The 16,156-nt window shown below is 49.6% G+C and carries 17 protein-coding genes; 4 read left to right on the top strand and 13 right to left on the bottom strand.

Going from position 1 to position 16,156, the window contains the following annotated elements; genetic code table 11:
* The gene (locus tag BLP64_RS06700) at nucleotides 1-672 is read left to right on the top strand and encodes a ComF family protein (protein WP_092592980.1); all 672 of its coding nucleotides are present in this window, start codon (nucleotides 1-3) and stop codon (nucleotides 670-672) included.
* On the opposite strand, the gene BLP64_RS06695 is transcribed toward BLP64_RS06700, so the two are convergent.
* Complete coding sequence (locus tag BLP64_RS06695; protein WP_092592978.1) at nucleotides 669-3,293, bottom strand: M14 family zinc carboxypeptidase; 2,625 nt, start codon at nucleotides 3,291-3,293, stop codon at nucleotides 669-671. The genes BLP64_RS06700 and BLP64_RS06695 overlap by 4 nt on opposite strands.
* Before the next feature lie 175 nt (nucleotides 3,294-3,468).
* On the opposite strand from BLP64_RS06695, the gene nfuA reads away from it, so the two are divergent.
* Nucleotides 3,469-4,047: a Fe-S biogenesis protein NfuA gene (gene nfuA / locus BLP64_RS06690; RefSeq protein WP_092592976.1), complete on the top strand. Its 579-nt coding sequence runs from the start codon at nucleotides 3,469-3,471 to the stop codon at nucleotides 4,045-4,047.
* On the opposite strand, the gene BLP64_RS06685 is transcribed toward nfuA, so the two are convergent.
* A complete protein-coding gene (locus BLP64_RS06685; protein WP_092592974.1) occupies nucleotides 4,044-5,378 on the bottom strand; it encodes an MATE family efflux transporter in 1,335 nt (444 codons plus the stop codon). The genes nfuA and BLP64_RS06685 overlap by 4 nt on opposite strands.
* Between BLP64_RS06685 and BLP64_RS06680 the strand changes: the two genes are divergently transcribed.
* Nucleotides 5,377-6,429 (top strand): polysaccharide deacetylase family protein, encoded by a 1,053-nt coding sequence (locus tag BLP64_RS06680; RefSeq protein WP_092592972.1) that lies wholly within the window; start codon nucleotides 5,377-5,379, stop codon nucleotides 6,427-6,429. The two genes, BLP64_RS06685 and BLP64_RS06680, sit on opposite strands and share 2 nt — an antisense overlap.
* Here BLP64_RS06680 and BLP64_RS06675 read toward each other — a convergent pair.
* The 5 genes from BLP64_RS06675 to BLP64_RS06655 are packed head-to-tail and all read right to left on the bottom strand — an operon-like array spanning nucleotide 6,426 to nucleotide 10,294.
* The gene (locus BLP64_RS06675) at nucleotides 6,426-7,052 is read right to left on the bottom strand and encodes an SCO family protein (protein WP_092592970.1); all 627 of its coding nucleotides are present in this window, start codon (nucleotides 7,050-7,052) and stop codon (nucleotides 6,426-6,428) included. The genes BLP64_RS06680 and BLP64_RS06675 overlap by 4 nt on opposite strands.
* Nucleotides 7,053-7,098: 46 nt before the next feature.
* Nucleotides 7,099-8,025 (bottom strand): heme o synthase, encoded by a 927-nt coding sequence (gene cyoE, locus BLP64_RS06670; protein ID WP_092592968.1) that lies wholly within the window; start codon nucleotides 8,023-8,025, stop codon nucleotides 7,099-7,101.
* Nucleotides 8,026-8,041: 16 nt separating this feature from the next.
* Nucleotides 8,042-9,016, bottom strand: a complete 975-nt coding sequence (locus BLP64_RS06665; RefSeq protein ID WP_092592966.1) for a COX15/CtaA family protein — start codon at nucleotides 9,014-9,016, stop codon at nucleotides 8,042-8,044.
* Between the two features lie 4 nt (nucleotides 9,017-9,020).
* Nucleotides 9,021-9,563, bottom strand: coding sequence for a hypothetical protein (locus tag BLP64_RS06660; protein ID WP_092592964.1), 543 nt, complete (start codon nucleotides 9,561-9,563; stop codon nucleotides 9,021-9,023).
* Between the two features lie 2 nt (nucleotides 9,564-9,565).
* Nucleotides 9,566-10,294 carry an SURF1 family protein gene (locus BLP64_RS06655; RefSeq protein WP_176754939.1) on the bottom strand — a complete coding sequence of 243 codons (729 nt, stop codon included), beginning with the start codon at nucleotides 10,292-10,294 and terminating at the stop codon, nucleotides 9,566-9,568.
* A gap of 35 nt (nucleotides 10,295-10,329) precedes the next feature.
* Between BLP64_RS06655 and BLP64_RS06650 the strand changes: the two genes are divergently transcribed.
* Nucleotides 10,330-10,545 (top strand): DUF2909 domain-containing protein, encoded by a 216-nt coding sequence (locus BLP64_RS06650; protein ID WP_092592960.1) that lies wholly within the window; start codon nucleotides 10,330-10,332, stop codon nucleotides 10,543-10,545.
* A gap of 11 nt (nucleotides 10,546-10,556) precedes the next feature.
* Here the strand turns inward: BLP64_RS06650 and BLP64_RS06645 are convergent, their stop codons facing one another.
* The 6 genes from BLP64_RS06645 to lexA all read right to left on the bottom strand — a co-directional run bounded on the left by BLP64_RS06645 (nucleotide 10,557) and on the right by lexA (nucleotide 16,093).
* A complete protein-coding gene (locus BLP64_RS06645) occupies nucleotides 10,557-11,435 on the bottom strand; it encodes a cytochrome c oxidase subunit 3 (protein WP_092592958.1) in 879 nt (292 codons plus the stop codon).
* Between the two features lie 11 nt (nucleotides 11,436-11,446).
* Nucleotides 11,447-12,049, bottom strand: coding sequence for a cytochrome c oxidase assembly protein (locus BLP64_RS06640; RefSeq protein ID WP_092592956.1), 603 nt, complete (start codon nucleotides 12,047-12,049; stop codon nucleotides 11,447-11,449).
* Nucleotides 12,049-13,635 carry a cytochrome c oxidase subunit I gene (gene ctaD, locus BLP64_RS06635; RefSeq protein ID WP_092592954.1) on the bottom strand — a complete coding sequence of 529 codons (1,587 nt, stop codon included), beginning with the start codon at nucleotides 13,633-13,635 and terminating at the stop codon, nucleotides 12,049-12,051. Before ctaD ends, BLP64_RS06640 begins: the two co-directional genes overlap by 1 nt.
* Nucleotides 13,636-13,646: 11 nt before the next feature.
* Nucleotides 13,647-14,768 carry a cytochrome c oxidase subunit II gene (gene coxB, locus BLP64_RS06630; protein ID WP_456107072.1) on the bottom strand — a complete coding sequence of 374 codons (1,122 nt, stop codon included), beginning with the start codon at nucleotides 14,766-14,768 and terminating at the stop codon, nucleotides 13,647-13,649.
* Between the two features lie 294 nt (nucleotides 14,769-15,062).
* The gene (locus tag BLP64_RS06625) at nucleotides 15,063-15,476 is read right to left on the bottom strand and encodes a hypothetical protein (protein WP_092592950.1); all 414 of its coding nucleotides are present in this window, start codon (nucleotides 15,474-15,476) and stop codon (nucleotides 15,063-15,065) included.
* Nucleotides 15,473-16,093, bottom strand: coding sequence for a transcriptional repressor LexA (gene lexA, locus BLP64_RS06620; RefSeq protein ID WP_092592948.1), 621 nt, complete (start codon nucleotides 16,091-16,093; stop codon nucleotides 15,473-15,475). The genes BLP64_RS06625 and lexA overlap by 4 nt, the downstream gene beginning before the upstream one ends.
* Between the last annotated feature and the right edge of the window lie 63 nt (nucleotides 16,094-16,156).

The following is a 16,156-nucleotide window of genomic DNA, read 5'->3' as shown; positions in this document are numbered from 1 at the left end:
ATGTTAGGGTATTGCTGGCTCTGTGATCAATCGTTACGTCTTGGCGAGTCGACTGGACTGTGCCGTATTTGCTTAGCGGATTTGCCGCGCCTGCCGCCCAGTTGCTTGCGTTGGCGGTGTGCCCGCCCCGAGTTAGCAAATGGGCGTTATTGGTTCGCTGGGTTTTCGTGGCAGCCTGATATTCAGCATCTTATCCATCGTTTTAAGTTTCAACGTTGCCCTGAGTTGGCCGCCATTTTAGCGCCCCTGTTAGCGGCGCAAATTCAACATTGCTATCGTTTCCAACAACTGGACTGGCCCGATGTGATTGTTGCTATGCCAATGACCTATCAGCGTTGGTGCAAGCGTGGCTATAACCAAGCTGGATTATTAACCCATCAAGTGGCGAGATTATTACAACGTCCGGTCGCACAGGGATTATTGCGGCGGATCCGCGACGAAGAAGGGGCCCAGCACCAAGCAGACGTCGGTCAACGGTGGAAAAACATGACGCATAGCATGCATTGTACACGTTCGATGACGGGGCTCACCGTGGCGGTGGTGGATGATGTACTAACGACAGGGGCATCGATGTCTGCGGCCGCCGACGCATTACTGCGTCGGGGTGCAAAAGCGGTTGATGCGTGGGCGTTCGCTTATGTTGAACCGCATCAACCGCAGGGAGAACCTTAGTGAGCGTGAGCTGCCTCGGCTGCTTCTTCTGCAGCAGCAGCGGCGTTCTCTTCATCACTGAGGGTTGGGCGTACTTCAGGAGCTAAGAAAATTGCATTACTGAGCAACTTTGCACTGCCCCAGAAGAAGGCTCTAAAGTTCACATCATCGGCAAATGCAACAACGCGTCCCGCGCCCTTACGATGCGCAATGATGGCCGCTTTTCCTGCCAATACCTGACGGTTCGCCTCGGCGGTGAATCCAGCTAATCGCGGTTCTGGATTGCTGTAAGTGGCGACGGTAACGAACGGTGCATCAGGAACAATCATTGCATTGGTGCTGTCTTTGAAAACAGGCAGTTGTGTCCGTGGGTAACCGAATGCCAATGGATGGCTGGTATCCAACTGAACTTCAAAAATAGCTCCTGCTAAGCGGCGTTGACCATAGAAGTCATCCATATCGCCGTAGCGTAACTCACCAAATTTAAAGGCATCACGGAAAGTCGCTTCGTCAACAAACTTGGCACCAAGAATGCCGTGTTCGCTTAACCAGCGTGCACCGCCTTGTTGGCCAATGACCACCCCCCCTTGTTGAACCCAATCTTGCAGTTTTTCCACACTGCGACGGTTCAGGGTTGAGTAACGGCCGTCCACCATAATGATATGGGTGTAGCGGCTTAAATCAGCGTTATTGAAGCGATCCGTATCTACCATAGAGACCGGAATACCAACGTGACGGTCTAAGTAGTACCAAGCTTCACCCGCTTCATACATATTGGCATCGGTGCCAACCACCATCATAACCGACACCGGTTTAACTGGCGGGAGGTTGCGGCTACCAAGGTCCATGCCTGCGGTAGACATTCCAGAACGAATGGCGTGCACGGGCAGCTGATGTTCCGTGGCTAACTCTGCCAAGATTGCTTGAACATCACGCCAGTCTTGCTGTTGATAAGCGCGCGTAACCACCACAGTGCCTGGACTGAGGGTCACCTCACCGGTCGTTGTTTTGGCAGTAAACTCTTTCATCGCCTGACGGACATGAACCCCTGCTTGCAACAAGCGATTCAAGGTTTTTGGCGCATAGTAATGGTGCCATTCAAACGCATAAGCATAGGCATCTGCTTCCAACGTCACCGGTTGCGGCGTTGGAGCTTGCCACGCTGTTTTGCTGACGGGAATACTACGGCCGTCAAACTTATCAAATACGATGTTAAAGGCGTGTGGGAATGTCCATGCCGAAACGTCATAGAAGGTATTATCTTCAAAATCTGTCTGATCCATAAAAATGGCACGAATCAGGACATATTGCGTTTGCGTGAGCGGCACATAGTAGCTGTGCTCGGCCGGATAGGTGGTGCCATTCACTTTCACGGACTGCGTGAGTGGGTACGCTTCAATGCCATGCTGAGCAAGAATGTGAAGCATCTCATTCATTCGTACCGGATCCGTGGAATCCGTCATGATATAGCCTTTAAAACCGGCCTTTTTAGCCGCTGCCATGGCATCATCATAGAAGCGCTGCTGATACTCATTAAACCAACGCTTGTTGGCGTGAGCACCATACATGCTGGTTAATGAGGTGGTGAATTGGTTCTGAATGGTAAACGGGAATTCTACGATCCCATTAATGGAATCTTGTGCATGCCCGCGGCTTGATGCCTGCTCAAACAGAATGCCAATGGCACCTTGCAGGTCAGGATAAGTGGAGCCTTTCCCAGCATAAAAATCATCGAATGATTCTTTGGTGAAGTACAATCGACCTTGTTCATCCAACGCGGCAGCATGACCTTCTGCAAGCGTTTGGGTGAGGCGGACGTTTTCTTCTGGCGTGTGCGGGTTTTTCCGCGTTGGAATGCCAGGTTGGAAGAAAAACGTGCTGTCGGTGCCCATTTCATGGAAGTCTGTTAGCACATTTGGCTTCCACTTTTGGAATTGAGCAATGCGAGCTTGTGACTCTGGGTGTTGCAGCAACAACCAATCCCGGTTGAGGTCAAACCAATAGTGGTTGACGCGTCCGCGAGGCATGGCCTGGACATGTTCGCGATGCTGAGTATCCGTGACTAAGTTGAGGCTCTTGTGTTGGTTCGCCCACTGGGCAAACCGCGCGAGGCCGTCAGGGTTATAGCTAGGGTCTAGGAGGATAATGGTGTCTTTTAATACTTGTTCTATTTTCTCACCTTGAGCCGCTGCCAAATAATAGGCATAAAGCAGTGCAGCATTACTGCCACTAGGCTCGTCACCGTGAATACTGTAGCCCTGATAAAGCACTAACGGTGCCTGATCGGGGTCTCCTTTGCGCTGCGGATCAGCAAGCGCTAAATGAGCATCACGTAATTGCTCGATATTTTGATGGTTTTCTGGGGCTGTAATGGTGAGCAATAAAAGAGGGCGACGTTCATGACTATAACCCGTTACTTCGAGTGAGAAGCGATCGGATTTTTCCGTTAACACTTCCATATAGCGAACCAGCTGTTCTGGTCGAACGTGCCATTCGCCAACTTCATACCCTAATACTTCTTTGGGCGTTGGAATGTCAGGATTGTAGGTAACATCTTTCGGTAAATAATCGTTTAGCGTTGCCGCTGTCGCAGTGGTTGTAAAAAACAGCCACGCGAATGCGATATGAAAAAATCGAGCCATGGAGGTTTCCTATGTGACTTCAAATGATTAGGCCTCCGAACCTAGCAAAATATAACGGTTTGACCAAGATGATTACTATGCAATGCGTGAAATTTGCGATAAGATATACCCTAGTAATTCACTCAAGTATCACCTTGAGGTTTAGGTACAAAATTCGTCGTAAGGGGGCCAACCCATGATTCGTATTACAGAAAGTGCACAAGCACATTTTCGCAAGTTACTTGCCGAGCAGCCGGATAATACCAATATCCGTGTGTTCGTGGTGAACCCGGGAACGCCATCTGCAGAGTGCGGTGTGTCATACTGCCCACCAGATTCTATTGAAGGGGATGACGAGGTTTTACCATTCAGTGGCTTTGATGCCATTGTCGACTCGGGCAGTGCTCCGTTCTTAGTTGATGCCGTGATCGATTATGAAGAGAAAGATCTTGGATCACAGCTCACCTTGAAAGCACCGAACGCGAAAGCTCGTAAAGTGGCGGATGACGCTCCTTTGATTGAGCGTGTCGACTACGTGATTCAAGCTGAAATTAACCCCCAGCTGGCAAATCACGGTGGTAAAGTGATCGTGAACCAAATTACCGATGATGGCGTGGCTATTTTGCAATTCGGTGGCGGTTGTAATGGTTGCAGCATGGTTGATGTCACCTTGAAAGAAGGCATTGAAAAAGAACTGCTGCAACGCTTCCCAGGTGAACTAACCGGCGTTCGTGATATCACGGACCACCAGCCGGGCGAGCATTCCTACTACTAAGTGCTCAAGCGTCGCTGGTGGCGCTTTAAGTAGAACCATTGCGTTACCCCGCGAGCTAATAGAAATAAACTCAATGCCAACCACAAACCGTGGTTGGCATGTTCCTCGGCTAACCACTGCTGACTGATGAGCCAGGTTGGCACAAAGACCCCTAGCACACTAATTGCCATGGTGTTACGCATGGCTCGGGTTAACCCAAGTCCAATGTAAACTCCGTCAAAATAATAACTCCAGTGGCCCAAGAGTGGCATGATAATGAGCCATGGTAGATACAGCTTTGCTGTTTGAATGACCTCTGGGAGATCGGTGAGTAAGCGAATAATACCATCGCCAAAACCCCAAAAGACCACGCTGTAGGCGCACGCGAATAACAACGACCACAGTGCACATAAGCGCATCCATAGGCGGATTTTATGCCGAGACCCTTGGCCACGGGCTGCCCCTAGCAGAGCTTCAATGGCATAAGCAATACCATCCAGACCCAGTGAAATAAGCATCAAAAATTGCATGAGAACGGCATTTGCTGCCACAGTTACCGCCCCAAAGCGCGCCGCATAGCCAGTCATAACGGCCATGCAAAATTGAAGTAGCAAGGAGCGGATGAAGACGTCCCGATTCATGGCGCCAAACTGCTTAAAATACGCTGGGGTAATGTGCCATTGTCGCCAAGGTGGCAAGAGATCGCGAATGAGCCATAAGCCGAGTGCTGCGGTGGATGTTTCTGCCAATACCGAAGCCCATGCTGCCCCCACCACATTTAAATCTAAACCAATGATCAAAATGATGTCTGCAACCACGTTGACTGCATTGGTAAAAATCACCAATCCCATGGCATACTTTGCTTGCTGTCGGCCGAGCAAGATGCCCAACACCACTAGGTTAATGAGTGCAGCTGGGGCAGCCCAGAGGCGAATATCAATGTATTGGCTTGCATACCGCTGGAGTTCGGGGTCTGGCTCAATGACTGCCCATGCCAATTGCAGAATGACAGGGCGGAGTAAAATAATGGCAAGGCCCAACACGGCGGCAATGACAACGGCGTGAGTGGTCGTCTGTTGAGCGAGATCAGATCGGCGAGCTCCAAACGCATGGGCAATTTCTGCGGTCGTTGTCATCCGCAAAAACATGCATAATAAATAAGTAAAACTGGTGATCATCGCGCCAAGAGCCACCCCACTGAGGTAAATTGATTGGGGCAAGTGGCCGATAATCGCGGTATCGACTAATCCTAATAACGGCGCTGCAATGTTTGATATGATCATGGGCAGAGCAATGGCAAATATCGCGCGATGATCAGCGCGCTGCCCTAACCAAGAAGGAAGTTTTTCCATGCGTTTTTTCATCGTTATGTTATTCGCTTGGGCCACCAGTATTGCTTGGGCGGCACCCGGAAGTGTCGCTATTTTGCAATATCATCATGTTGGTAATGATACACCGCGGGTGACTTCAGTGACAGCCGCAGAGCTGGACGCCCATTTTGCTTGGCTCAAAGAAAATAAGTTTACCGTGTTATCGTTGGCGGAAGTTCAGGAACATTTCGCCCAGAATAAACCACTGCCTGATTATGCTGCTGCCATCACGTTCGACGATGGCTGGCGCAATGTGTATCAGGACGGGTTGGCGGTGTTCAAAAAATATAATTATCCGTTTACGATTTTTGTTAACCCCAAATTGATGCGAGAAGCGCCCCATCAGTATATGAGCTGGGAGCAGCTCAAAGAATTACAACAGTACGGTGCCATTATTGCCAACCATTCCAATAGTCATTGGCATATGACGTGGCGCCATACCGATGAAACTGACAGTGACTGGCGGCAACGTGTGCTGAGCGATATTTTAGACGCACAAGACGAAATTGATGAGCAATTAGGAACGCAAGCGAAACATTTTGCGTACCCTTATGGTGAATATGATCCGCAACTGGAACAGTTACTTGAGGAACATGGCTTCTTAGCATTTGCCCAGCATTCAGGCCCATGGACTGCCGCAACGTCATTGACGGCTATCCCTCGCTTCCCAGCGTCTGCGCAATATGCCAATTTAGCGACGCTAAGCACTAAAATGAAAAGCTTAGGGTTGCCGGTAGTGGCAATCGAGCCCGCCACCATGATGATGGATCACGACATGCTAACGCCAAGTTTTACGGTCGAGCTAGCACATACCGATGACTTTAACCCACGCCAAATGAATTGTTTTGCCGGCAGCTCTGTGCTGAAGCCGGAGTGGTCAGAACGACGCTTTACCGTGCAACTCGAGCAAGCAATTCCAGAAGGGCGCTCACGGGTGAATTGCACGGTTCCAAGCCGCGCAAAGCCCGGACGTTTTTACTGGTATTCGCAGCCTTTTGTACGCCCGAACGCCAACGGTACTTGGCCTGATTAACGGAATTTAGGGGCAATGAGCGAAAAATCCTTCGCCAATTGCGCCATGTTCACTGTGGGAACCGCCCCTAACACATGCTCGGCATTAAAGATGGCGGTGCGTTCCCCGCGTGGATTTACCAGCACAATTGCCGCGCTGTGGTTGACTAAGTAGTCTTGGTCTTCGGGGCGCGGAATGGAATACATCAGCCCCAACCCAGTGACAAAGGGGTAAAGCTCAGGGTGATCGGCACGCACGCCCACAAATTCCTCGCCAAAAAAGGTGGCGTAATCCGTAACTCGTTGTAGCGTGTCACGCTGTGGATCAACGGAAATCATCCAAACCCGAACAGGCCAGTTGGTGGCTTGCTGTAATTCAGGAAGAATCCGCCGTAGTTCCGCCATGGTCGTTGGGCAAATATCAGGACAGAACGTATAGCCAGTGAATAGCAATGTCCATTGCTCATGCAGGCTCTCCTGAGTGACAGGGGCTCCTAATGAACTCTCAAGCACAAATGGTTCCAGTGCTCGGGCGGGCTCATACACTAACGCGGTAGGTTTCTCGGTTGGTAACGATTGATAGGCGAAATAGCCAACTCCTACTGCTACCAGCGCCAGGATGACACCTAAAAGTCGATTCTTCATCACGTCTTTATTTCCCTTTCTACTTACTTTCCAACGAGCGTTGCTGTTACAAAGCGGGGGTCACTAAATAATGATCCAGTAACAGCAAAATAAATAACCCAAAGAGTTGCCAAATTGAGAATTTAAACATGTTATAGGCGGTTAGTTTACTGGGTGCGTACTTCAGCTTCCAGGCATAGCCGAGGAACCAGCAACTTAAAATGGTTGAACCGACTAAGTAAATCACACCAGACATGCCAACTACATAGGGCAGTAGGCAAATCACGCCTAATAAGATGGTGTAGAGCAAAATACAGGTTTTGGTAAATGCCACCCCGTGTGTGACTGGCAGCATGGGAATTTCTGCTTTGGCGTAGTCTTTGGCTCGATGAACTGCCAACGCCCAAAAATGAGGTGGCGTCCAAGTGAAAATAATCATCACCAACATAATGGCAAAGGGGTGAATTTCGTTGGTAATAGCCGTCCATCCGAGTAGTGGAGGCGCAGCACCCGCTAAGCCACCAATGACAATATTTTGTGGCGTCGCTCGCTTTAAATACATGGTGTAAATAAAGGCATAGCCCACTAAACTTGCGAGGGTTAACCATGCTGTCAGCATATTGACCCAAACGGCGAGTATGATAAACCCGAGCACCCCAATGGTGGCAGCAAAGGTCAATACCTGCTTTGGAGAGAGGGCTCCTGATGGCAGTGGGCGACGCAGGGTGCGAGCCATGCGTGCATCAATATGGCGGTCCACTAAGTGGTTGACGGCCGCGGCTGAACCGGACATCAGCCCGATGCCGATCAAACCCGGCACCATCAGTTGCCACGGAACCCATGTTGGAGTGGCCAGACACATCCCGACCAGTGCGGTTAACAACAACAATAACACCACGTTCGGTTTTGTCAGGGTGAGATAATCCCGCCAACTGGCCTGCTTAGGTGTGGTAGCGAGCGTCTCGCTGGTGGTGAATTGAACGGGTTCAGTCATCATGGTCACCTCGTTGTTAAGCGTGCCGTTGAATACGGTAATTTAAACCGACCAACGCCACTAATAATAAAGCGCCCACGGCATTGTGAGCTACGGCTACGCCCAGTGGTAACATCAGTAATACGTTACTCACGCCAAGCACTAACTGGGTGATCAGCAAGAGCGTTAGCCAATGCAGATAGCGCCGCATTCGTGGGCTTTGCGCCCGTCGATAACTACACCATAGCAGGCCGCCAACCACGAGAGCGGTGAAGTAAGCTCCGAAGCGGTGGGCGACATGCATGGTCATTCGTTCTTCGTAATTATGTGCACCATATTGATAGGTGTCGGCGAGCGGAACCGAAAATGCGCCTGCAATATCGAGTCTTGCGGTCCAATTACCCTCACAGAAGGGCAGTTGCGTACAGGCTAAGGCCGCATAATTGGCTGCCACCCAACCTCCTAAGGCTATCTGGCCAATGACCACAACTAACGCGAGTAAGGCAAACCCACGCAAGGTGCGCATCTCGGTATCGGCTGGCACGAGTTGGACGGGGCGTAAGCGTAATGACAGCAGGTAGAGGAGTGAAATGGTGGTGAAGCCGCCTAAAAGATGGCCCATGACAATGAGTGGTTGCAAATTCATCGTCACTGTCCACATGCCTAATGCCGCTTGGAAAATAACTAAGGCGAGTAGGGCCAGTGGGAGTTTGAGCGGCAGGGAAGGAGTTGAACGTTGACGCACGATGGCCGTAATTGCTATGGCTAAGATAAACAGCCCTAAAATACCGGCTGCATAGCGATGAATCATTTCATTCCAGGCTTTATGGGTTTCTAACGGGGTATCTGGGAATAACTGATTCGCTTTAGCGGCATCTTTGGGCACGGTAATCTCGCCGTAGCAACCCGGCCAATCAGGACACCCAAGCCCGGCATCCGTCAGCCGCGTATAGGCGCCTAAAACAATCACGATAAACACTAAGCCAAGGCTGATTCGAACAAGTGTACGCATGCTGCTAGCCCACCTTTGACAGTTTTAATAAGGTACGAAGGTCAGCAAGAACATTCTTTGCCTCCATTCGCATGCGTTGTGCATCAGCATGAGTTGGGTAATACAATACCACCAGCCCCAAAGGATCGATGATCAGCAATGAGTGGGGTGGAATTTCCCCCAAGCGTTGGGCTAGTTCAGAACTCGCCACCGTTGTTATCGTTGGGTGTTGTGCGAGTGTTGGCGGTAGGGTTGAAGTATGGATGACCGTGGGAGTCACGCGTTCCGTTTCTTTGCCCAATGCCACATCAATTTGATTCATAATATGCAGCGCTTGCTGACATTGGGCGGGACATTCTTGATCAACCAGCAAACCGAGCCGCCACCCGGCGGGTAACCCCGTGCTGACATCCGCGATATCAAGAGGAGGGACGATCATGGTGCCATGGTTTGTTGCCGCACCTTGATACCAGTGGCGATCTAACACCAGCTTCGCAGCGATAATCGGCAGCAAAAATACCAGCACGAGCGTGATTAAAGTTAACCGAGAGCGCTTTACCTGAGTCATCGTCATTCCTCTATTGTTGTTGTTCTGGAACGGCTCGCAAACCCCACTAAAATGGCACACACCAAGGCTAAGGAGAACCATTGCAAGGCATAAGCTCGGTGTTGTTCTGGGCTCATGACTTGAGGCTTCCATTGCCGCGGCCAGCCATAGCTGGTGGATTCTGAGAGCAGTACTACAAAAGGTTGAATGGAAAGTCCGGTGGCATGTGAAATTGCCTGTGCATCTAATGCCGAAATGCGAATTGGCCAGCGTTCTGCCTCAACATGGGTGCCACCCACGCCCCAAACTTGATGCAATTCCGGTTCATAAAAATAACCGATAAACGATGTTTCCTGAGTGGGTAACGTCAGTTGATCTGGCAGGTGTTTGCGGTCATAGCCCCAAGGCACCCAGCCCATGTTGAGCATGACATAGTGAGATTCGCCACTGGGGAAAGCTGCTGCTACTAGCCCAATGACGTGGTATCCCGGTTGTCCGTCAAGAACTTGATTGTCTAATAGTAAATATTGGGACTGTAACAAGCCTGAAAGGGTGACAGGTTGGAACCGTTGTAATGATTCGAGTGGCTGCTCCAGCTGATTTAAATCCACGGGGTGGGCATCGCGTTGATGATAATCAGTGAATAATTTTTCTTTCTCGTTGGCTCGGTCCAGCTGCCAAAATCCCAGCTTGACCAAACCCAAAATTACCAGCACAGTGGCTATCAACACGAATAATTTACCTTTACCCACGGCACTCTCCATGCCCTACAACAGAGGACTTAGTCATGGTTATCGCAGCTAAAGTCATTTTGGTACTACTCATGGTATTTATGTTCGTCAACCTTTATCGAGCACTGTTTGCGATGTTGCGTAACGACCCCAACAAGCCCCCGATGACCAAATATCTTGGTCAACGGGTGTTGTTTTCGATGATTGCCATTATCATCGTTGTACTCTTACTCAGCAGCGGAGTTATCCAACCTAATCCGCGGCCGTATTAATGGTCTGGGTGCTACATGACATACACGAAAATAAACAAACACACCCAGACAACGTCCACAAAGTGCCAGTACCAACTTGTTGCCTGAAAGGCAAAGTGGTTATCGGGCGTGAAATGCCCTTTCAGCACTCGTAGGAACATCACCAGTAACATAATGGTTCCGAGCGTCACGTGAACACCGTGAAACCCGGTCAGCATAAAGAAGGTATTCCCGTACACCCCGGAATCTAATCGCAAGCCAAGATCTTGGTAGGCATGAATGTATTCCGCCACTTGGAAGTATAAGAAGGTGCAACCGAGTAAAACGGTGATGCCTAACCAAGTGGTCAGCATTTTTCGATTGTTTTTCTCTAAGTTCACATGGGCTAAATGACAGGTGACGCTCGACACAATCAAAATGATGGTGTTGTAAAGCGGTAGTCCCATCCACCCCATGGAGCCACTTTCAATCCCGCCAGGGGTGAGTGTGAGAGGCCAGTGAGCTTCAAACGCAGGCCACAGCACTTCATTGGTCATGGCATTGTTGCTGGCGCCTCCCAGCCATTCGACAGAAATAAAGCGGGCATAGAATAGCGCGCCAAAAAATGCGGAGAAGAACATGACCTCAGAAAAAATGAACCAAGTCATGCCTTGGCGATAGGAGTTACCGAGTTGCTTGCTGTGCATGCCAGCTAAGGACTCATTAATTTGGTCGCGAAACCAACCAAACAGCATCAAGATAATAACGGCAATACCGGTCCATAAAACGTTGGAACCCCACCCGTCAATTTCTTTACTCATGTCGATGACGGTATGAGCTGCACCGAACGCAATTAAAAAGAGTCCGATGGCGCCCATAATCGGCCAAGGGCTATAAGCCGGAACGTAATATTTTTCATGTTGTTGTGCCATAAAACGAATCCTCACTCTGCCGTCGGTCGTGCTTCAAGGGAAGCAACAACGTCGGGTTGGGTATGGGCCGTCATATCGTACATCGTGTATGACAACGTCAAGGTATGAATGTGTTTAGGAATGTCAGGGTCTAAATAAAATTGCATGGGCATGAGTGTTTCACTGCCCGCAGCAAGCGGTTGCTGATTAAAACAAAAACACTCGGTTTTATTTAAATATAACCCCGCCTGACCAGGAGCTACGGACGGAACCGCTTGTGCCACCATGTCGTGGTCAGTCAGGTTTTTGGCATAAAACTGGACTACTTTGGTTTCACCCGGATGGACCCGCACCGACCGTACCTCGGGTTTAAATTCCCACGGCATGCCTTGATTGATACGGGTAATAAACTGCACATTAATGGTCCGTGATGTATCGATGCTCCGTTGATTCGCTGCCGCCTGTTCATTTTTAGTGCGACCATTAAACCCAGTGATATCGCAAAACACCTCGTATAGCGGAACCAAAGCAAACCCGAACGCGAACATACCAACCACTACCAGCAATAGACGGCGGACGGTGCGCGCATTATCTGCGCGCGTTGTCGTCTTGGTGTTAGGGTTAGGGGCTGTCATTATTTCACCTCAGGTGGTGTCTCAAAGGTATGTAACGGAGCAGGCGAGGGAATGGTCCACTCTAATCCTTCTGCTCCTTCCCACGGCTTCATGGGTGCTCTTTCGCCACCGCGAGCGCATTTAATCACAACCCAAAGGAAGATGAGCTGTGACAGCCCGAAGGCGAACGCACCGTAACTAACAATTTTATTGATGTCAGCGAACTGCAACGCATAGTCGGGAATACGTCGTGGCATTCCGGCTAAACCAACAAAGTGCATGGGGAAGAACAGCACGTTGACGGAAATTAACGAACACCAGAAGTGCCAGCGGCCTAAGGTTTCGTCATACATGTGACCGGTCCATTTCGGCAACCAATAATACGCAGCCGCCATAATGGAGAACACGGCACCACTCACCAGCACGTAATGGAAGTGTGCCACCACAAAATAGGAATCGTGGTATTGGAAGTCGGCCGGAGTCATTGCCAGCATTAAGCCGGAGAACCCACCAATGGTGAATAATACGACGAAGGCAATGGCGAATAACATGGGCGTTTCAAAACTGATGGCGCCGCGCCACATGGTGGCAACCCAGTTAAACACTTTCACGCCGGTGGGAATTGAAATCAGCATGGTGGCATACATAAAGAATATTTCTGCCCCCACGGGCATGCCGGTGGTAAACATATGGTGGGCCCAGACGAGGAAGCTTAACCCGGCAATGGCTCCGGTGGCGTACACCATGGAGGAATAGCCGAATAGTTTCTTCCGCGAAAAGGCCGGGATAATGGCCGACACGATCCCGAATGACGGTAAGATCATAATGTAGACTTCAGGGTGACCGAAGAACCAGAAGATATGCTGGAATAGCACAGGGTCACCGCCCCCTGCCGCATCAAAGAAGCTGGTACCGAAATATTTGTCGGTCAGCACCATGGTTGCGGCACAGGCCAGGACCGGCATAACGGCGATTAATAAAAATGCGGTGATGAGCCAAGTCCACACGAACATGGGCATTTTCATGTAAGTCATGCCAGGTGCGCGCATGTTCATGACGGTGACGATGACGTTAATGGCCCCCATGATGGAGGAGATCCCCATAATATGAATGGAGAACACAAATAACGCGGTCGAGTCAGGACTATAGGAGGTTGATAACGGTGCGTAGAAGGTCCAACCAAATGCTGGACCGCCACCTTCCATAAACAAGGACCCCAGCAGAATCATAAAAGCAAATGGCAGAATCCAGAAACTCCAGTTGTTCATGCGTGGCAACGCCATATCGGGCGCGCCAATCATTAATGGAATCATCCAGTTGGCCAAGCCGACGAAGGCGGGCATGACGGCACCGAATACCATCACTAACCCGTGCACGGTAGTCATTTGGTTGAAAAAGTGGGGTTCCACCAGTTGTAACCCAGGCTGAAATAATTCCGCCCGGATGACCATGGCCATGGAACCGCCCACCAAAAACATGATGAAGCTAAACCATAGATACAGCGAACCGATTTCTTTATGGTTCGTGGTAAAGAACCATCGGGTGAGCCCCGACGGCGCGTGATGGTGATGATCATGATGGGTCATCTCGCCAGCAGCTGTGCTCATAATGGGCCCCCTTAACGATTCACAAATTGATTGACATCAGCGGCTTGCACTAAGTCGCCGGTGTTATTGCCCCACGCATTTCGCTCGTAGGTAATGACGGCTGCCAGTTCACGCAAACTCAGCTGAGCGCCAAAGGCTTGCATGGCGGTGCCTTTTTTACCATTCACGACAATATCGATGTGCGCGTCGCGATCATTGAGTACCATGTCGGTCCCTTTTAAGCTGGGGAACACACCAGGAATACCTTCCCCATTGGGTTGGTGGCAGGCTGCGCAGTTTCCAAGGTAAACACTTTCGCCGAGGCTCATGAGCTCTTCTTTGGACATGGAGAGTGCTAATAGCCGTTGTTCTTCCGCTTTGGCTTCACGGGCAATGACTTCTTGTTCATCAAGCCAGCTTTCGAACTCGTCTGGTTCTTTCGCAATCACCACAATGGGCATGAAACCGTGATCTTTACCACAGAGCTCAGCACACTGGCCGCGATAAACACCGGGGGTTTCTACTTTGGTCCAAATTTCATTAATGAAACCGGGGTTTGCGTCTTTCTTGATGGCAAAGTCGGGTACCCACCACGCGTGAATAACGTCATCGGAGGTAATCAGAAAGCGCACTTTACGATCCGTGGGAATCACCAGCGGCCGATCCACTTCGAGCAGATAGTTTTCACCTTTTTGTAGGCGGTTATTAATTTGCTCTTGTGGGGTGGCGAGCAGGCTGAAGAATTCAACGTCTCGATCAAAGTATTTGTAGTGCCACTTCCATTGGGAACCCGTCACAATGATTGTCACGTCGGACTCAGAAGTGTCCTCCATGGCAATGAGTGTTTTGGTTGCGGGAATGGCCATTCCGATAAGGATGACAAAAGGTATTGCTGTCCAGAGTATTTCAACCTTCACATTTTCATGGAACGTTGCAGGTTGGTGCCCTTTGGATTTTCGATGGAGGATCATCGAGGCAAACATGATCCCAAATACAATCACACCGATGACACAGCAAATATAAAAAATGGTCATGTGTAAGTTGTATACGCGTTGACTGATCTCAGATACACCTTGAGTCATGTTCAACTGCGATTGTGCATTTGCAGCGAATGGTGCCACTGCTATTAACGCAGATATGAGTCTTATACTCACGCGACATCTCCTCTTATTCTTCCAAGGTGGAAATCCACAACTACACCGAAGTGTTAGCCTGAAGAACAACGAGGTGAGCAGAAAAAGGAACGGCATTTCGATTGAAAATCGCTTTCCCCACAACCCCTTTGTTGTTTTACATCAAAGTTATATTTATCGATTGTGTTATTAGGTAATGCACATTCAAAATACCATTTTCTGGTTAAAAAGAAACCGTTAGTTCAAATAATTTTTACAACTGAATAAAAAAAGGGCTGCAAAGCAGCCCCAGGGGATTCCCTTCACTCGCAGGTTTTAGTGGAGAGGAGTGAGTGAAGGTAAAGGGTTGAAAACAAAACTATAGGTTTGACTGACCTTGCTGGCCATTTTTAATCGCTGCTCACTGCGGTGTGATAAATCACCTAACCAACTCAAGACAATGCTACTGGTTCCAGCCAATAGAGCTTGTTCAGTGGCCCATTCGCGTTCATCTTGATCTCGACCATAGACCCAGCGAATGCGTGAGCGGCTGATACCCGCTGCTACGAGCTGCTCAATGATTTCTCGAGGTGCTCCAATGACAGTGACCCATTGATGTGTACGAAGGGCCAACGCCTGTAATTGTGGAAGAACACTTTGTAGGTTTGCATGAGGAACCGTCACATCATGTGCGGCCGACCACAGTGCATGATGTTGTTCGTTAATAGGGTGATAAAATTGTTTTCTCATAACCATGCTCCATTGCGAATGACGCCAACAGCAAGCCCTTCAATGCTAAAGTGCTGGTGAGACAAATCGACTTGAATGGGTGAAAACTCTTCATTTTCAGGATGAAGAAGGATGATATGCCCCCGCCGTTCGAAACGTTTGACGGTCACATCATCTTCAACTCGCGCAACGACGATTTGGCCGTTGCGTGCTTCGTGAGTTTTATGCACCGCAAGCAAATCGCCATCAAGAATACCGATGTCTTTCATACTCATGCCGTTGACCCGTAATAAGAAATCAGCGTGAGGTTTGAATAAGCTTTGATCCACTTGGTAATGGGTTTCGATATGCTCTTGAGCTAAAATCGGTTCGCCCGCGGCCACCCGACCAATGAGTGGTAATCCGGTTTCCGTCTCTTCATTATCTTCCCCAATTAAGCGAATTCCTCGCGACATCCCCGGGAGCATTTCAATCACGCCTTTGCGTGCTAGCGCTTTTAAATGCTCTTCGGCTGCGTTGGCTGAGCGGAACCCAAGCCGCTGTGCTATTTCAGCGCGCGTTGGTGGCATGCCGGTGACCTCGATGCTGTCTTTAATGAGGTCAAAGATTTGCTGTTGTCTTGGAGTTAAAGGACGCATATCAATACCTGTTTATCTATACAGTGATACTGTGAGTATATACAGTTGTTTTGGTTTCGCAAC

It is taken from the genome of Pseudidiomarina indica (genome assembly GCF_900104245.1).
Taxonomy (GTDB): Bacteria; Pseudomonadota; Gammaproteobacteria; order Enterobacterales; family Alteromonadaceae; genus Pseudidiomarina; species Pseudidiomarina indica.
Note: the sequence above shows the minus strand (reverse complement) of the source record. Positions and strands in the feature narration are given on the sequence as shown.

Coding starts and splice junctions, on each gene's coding strand:
- BLP64_RS06640 (WP_092592956.1), bottom strand. CDS start 12,049: ATGACAGCCCCTAACCCTAACACCAAGACGACAACGCGCGCAGATAAT.
- nfuA (WP_092592976.1), top strand. CDS start 3,469: ATGATTCGTATTACAGAAAGTGCACAAGCACATTTTCGCAAGTTACTT.
- BLP64_RS06650 (WP_092592960.1), top strand. CDS start 10,330: ATGGTTATCGCAGCTAAAGTCATTTTGGTACTACTCATGGTATTTATG.
- lexA (WP_092592948.1), bottom strand. CDS start 16,093: ATGCGTCCTTTAACTCCAAGACAACAGCAAATCTTTGACCTCATTAAA.
- BLP64_RS06675 (WP_092592970.1), bottom strand. CDS start 7,052: ATGAAGAATCGACTTTTAGGTGTCATCCTGGCGCTGGTAGCAGTAGGA.
- BLP64_RS06685 (WP_092592974.1), bottom strand. CDS start 5,378: ATGGAAAAACTTCCTTCTTGGTTAGGGCAGCGCGCTGATCATCGCGCG.
- BLP64_RS06695 (WP_092592978.1), bottom strand. CDS start 3,293: ATGGCTCGATTTTTTCATATCGCATTCGCGTGGCTGTTTTTTACAACC.
- BLP64_RS06645 (WP_092592958.1), bottom strand. CDS start 11,435: ATGGCACAACAACATGAAAAATATTACGTTCCGGCTTATAGCCCTTGG.
- BLP64_RS06700 (WP_092592980.1), top strand. CDS start 1: ATGTTAGGGTATTGCTGGCTCTGTGATCAATCGTTACGTCTTGGCGAG.
- BLP64_RS06665 (WP_092592966.1), bottom strand. CDS start 9,016: ATGCGTACACTTGTTCGAATCAGCCTTGGCTTAGTGTTTATCGTGATT.
- BLP64_RS06625 (WP_092592950.1), bottom strand. CDS start 15,476: ATGAGAAAACAATTTTATCACCCTATTAACGAACAACATCATGCACTG.
- cyoE (WP_092592968.1), bottom strand. CDS start 8,025: ATGACTGAACCCGTTCAATTCACCACCAGCGAGACGCTCGCTACCACA.
- ctaD (WP_092592954.1), bottom strand. CDS start 13,635: ATGAGCACAGCTGCTGGCGAGATGACCCATCATGATCATCACCATCAC.
- BLP64_RS06680 (WP_092592972.1), top strand. CDS start 5,377: ATGCGTTTTTTCATCGTTATGTTATTCGCTTGGGCCACCAGTATTGCT.
- BLP64_RS06660 (WP_092592964.1), bottom strand. CDS start 9,563: ATGACTCAGGTAAAGCGCTCTCGGTTAACTTTAATCACGCTCGTGCTG.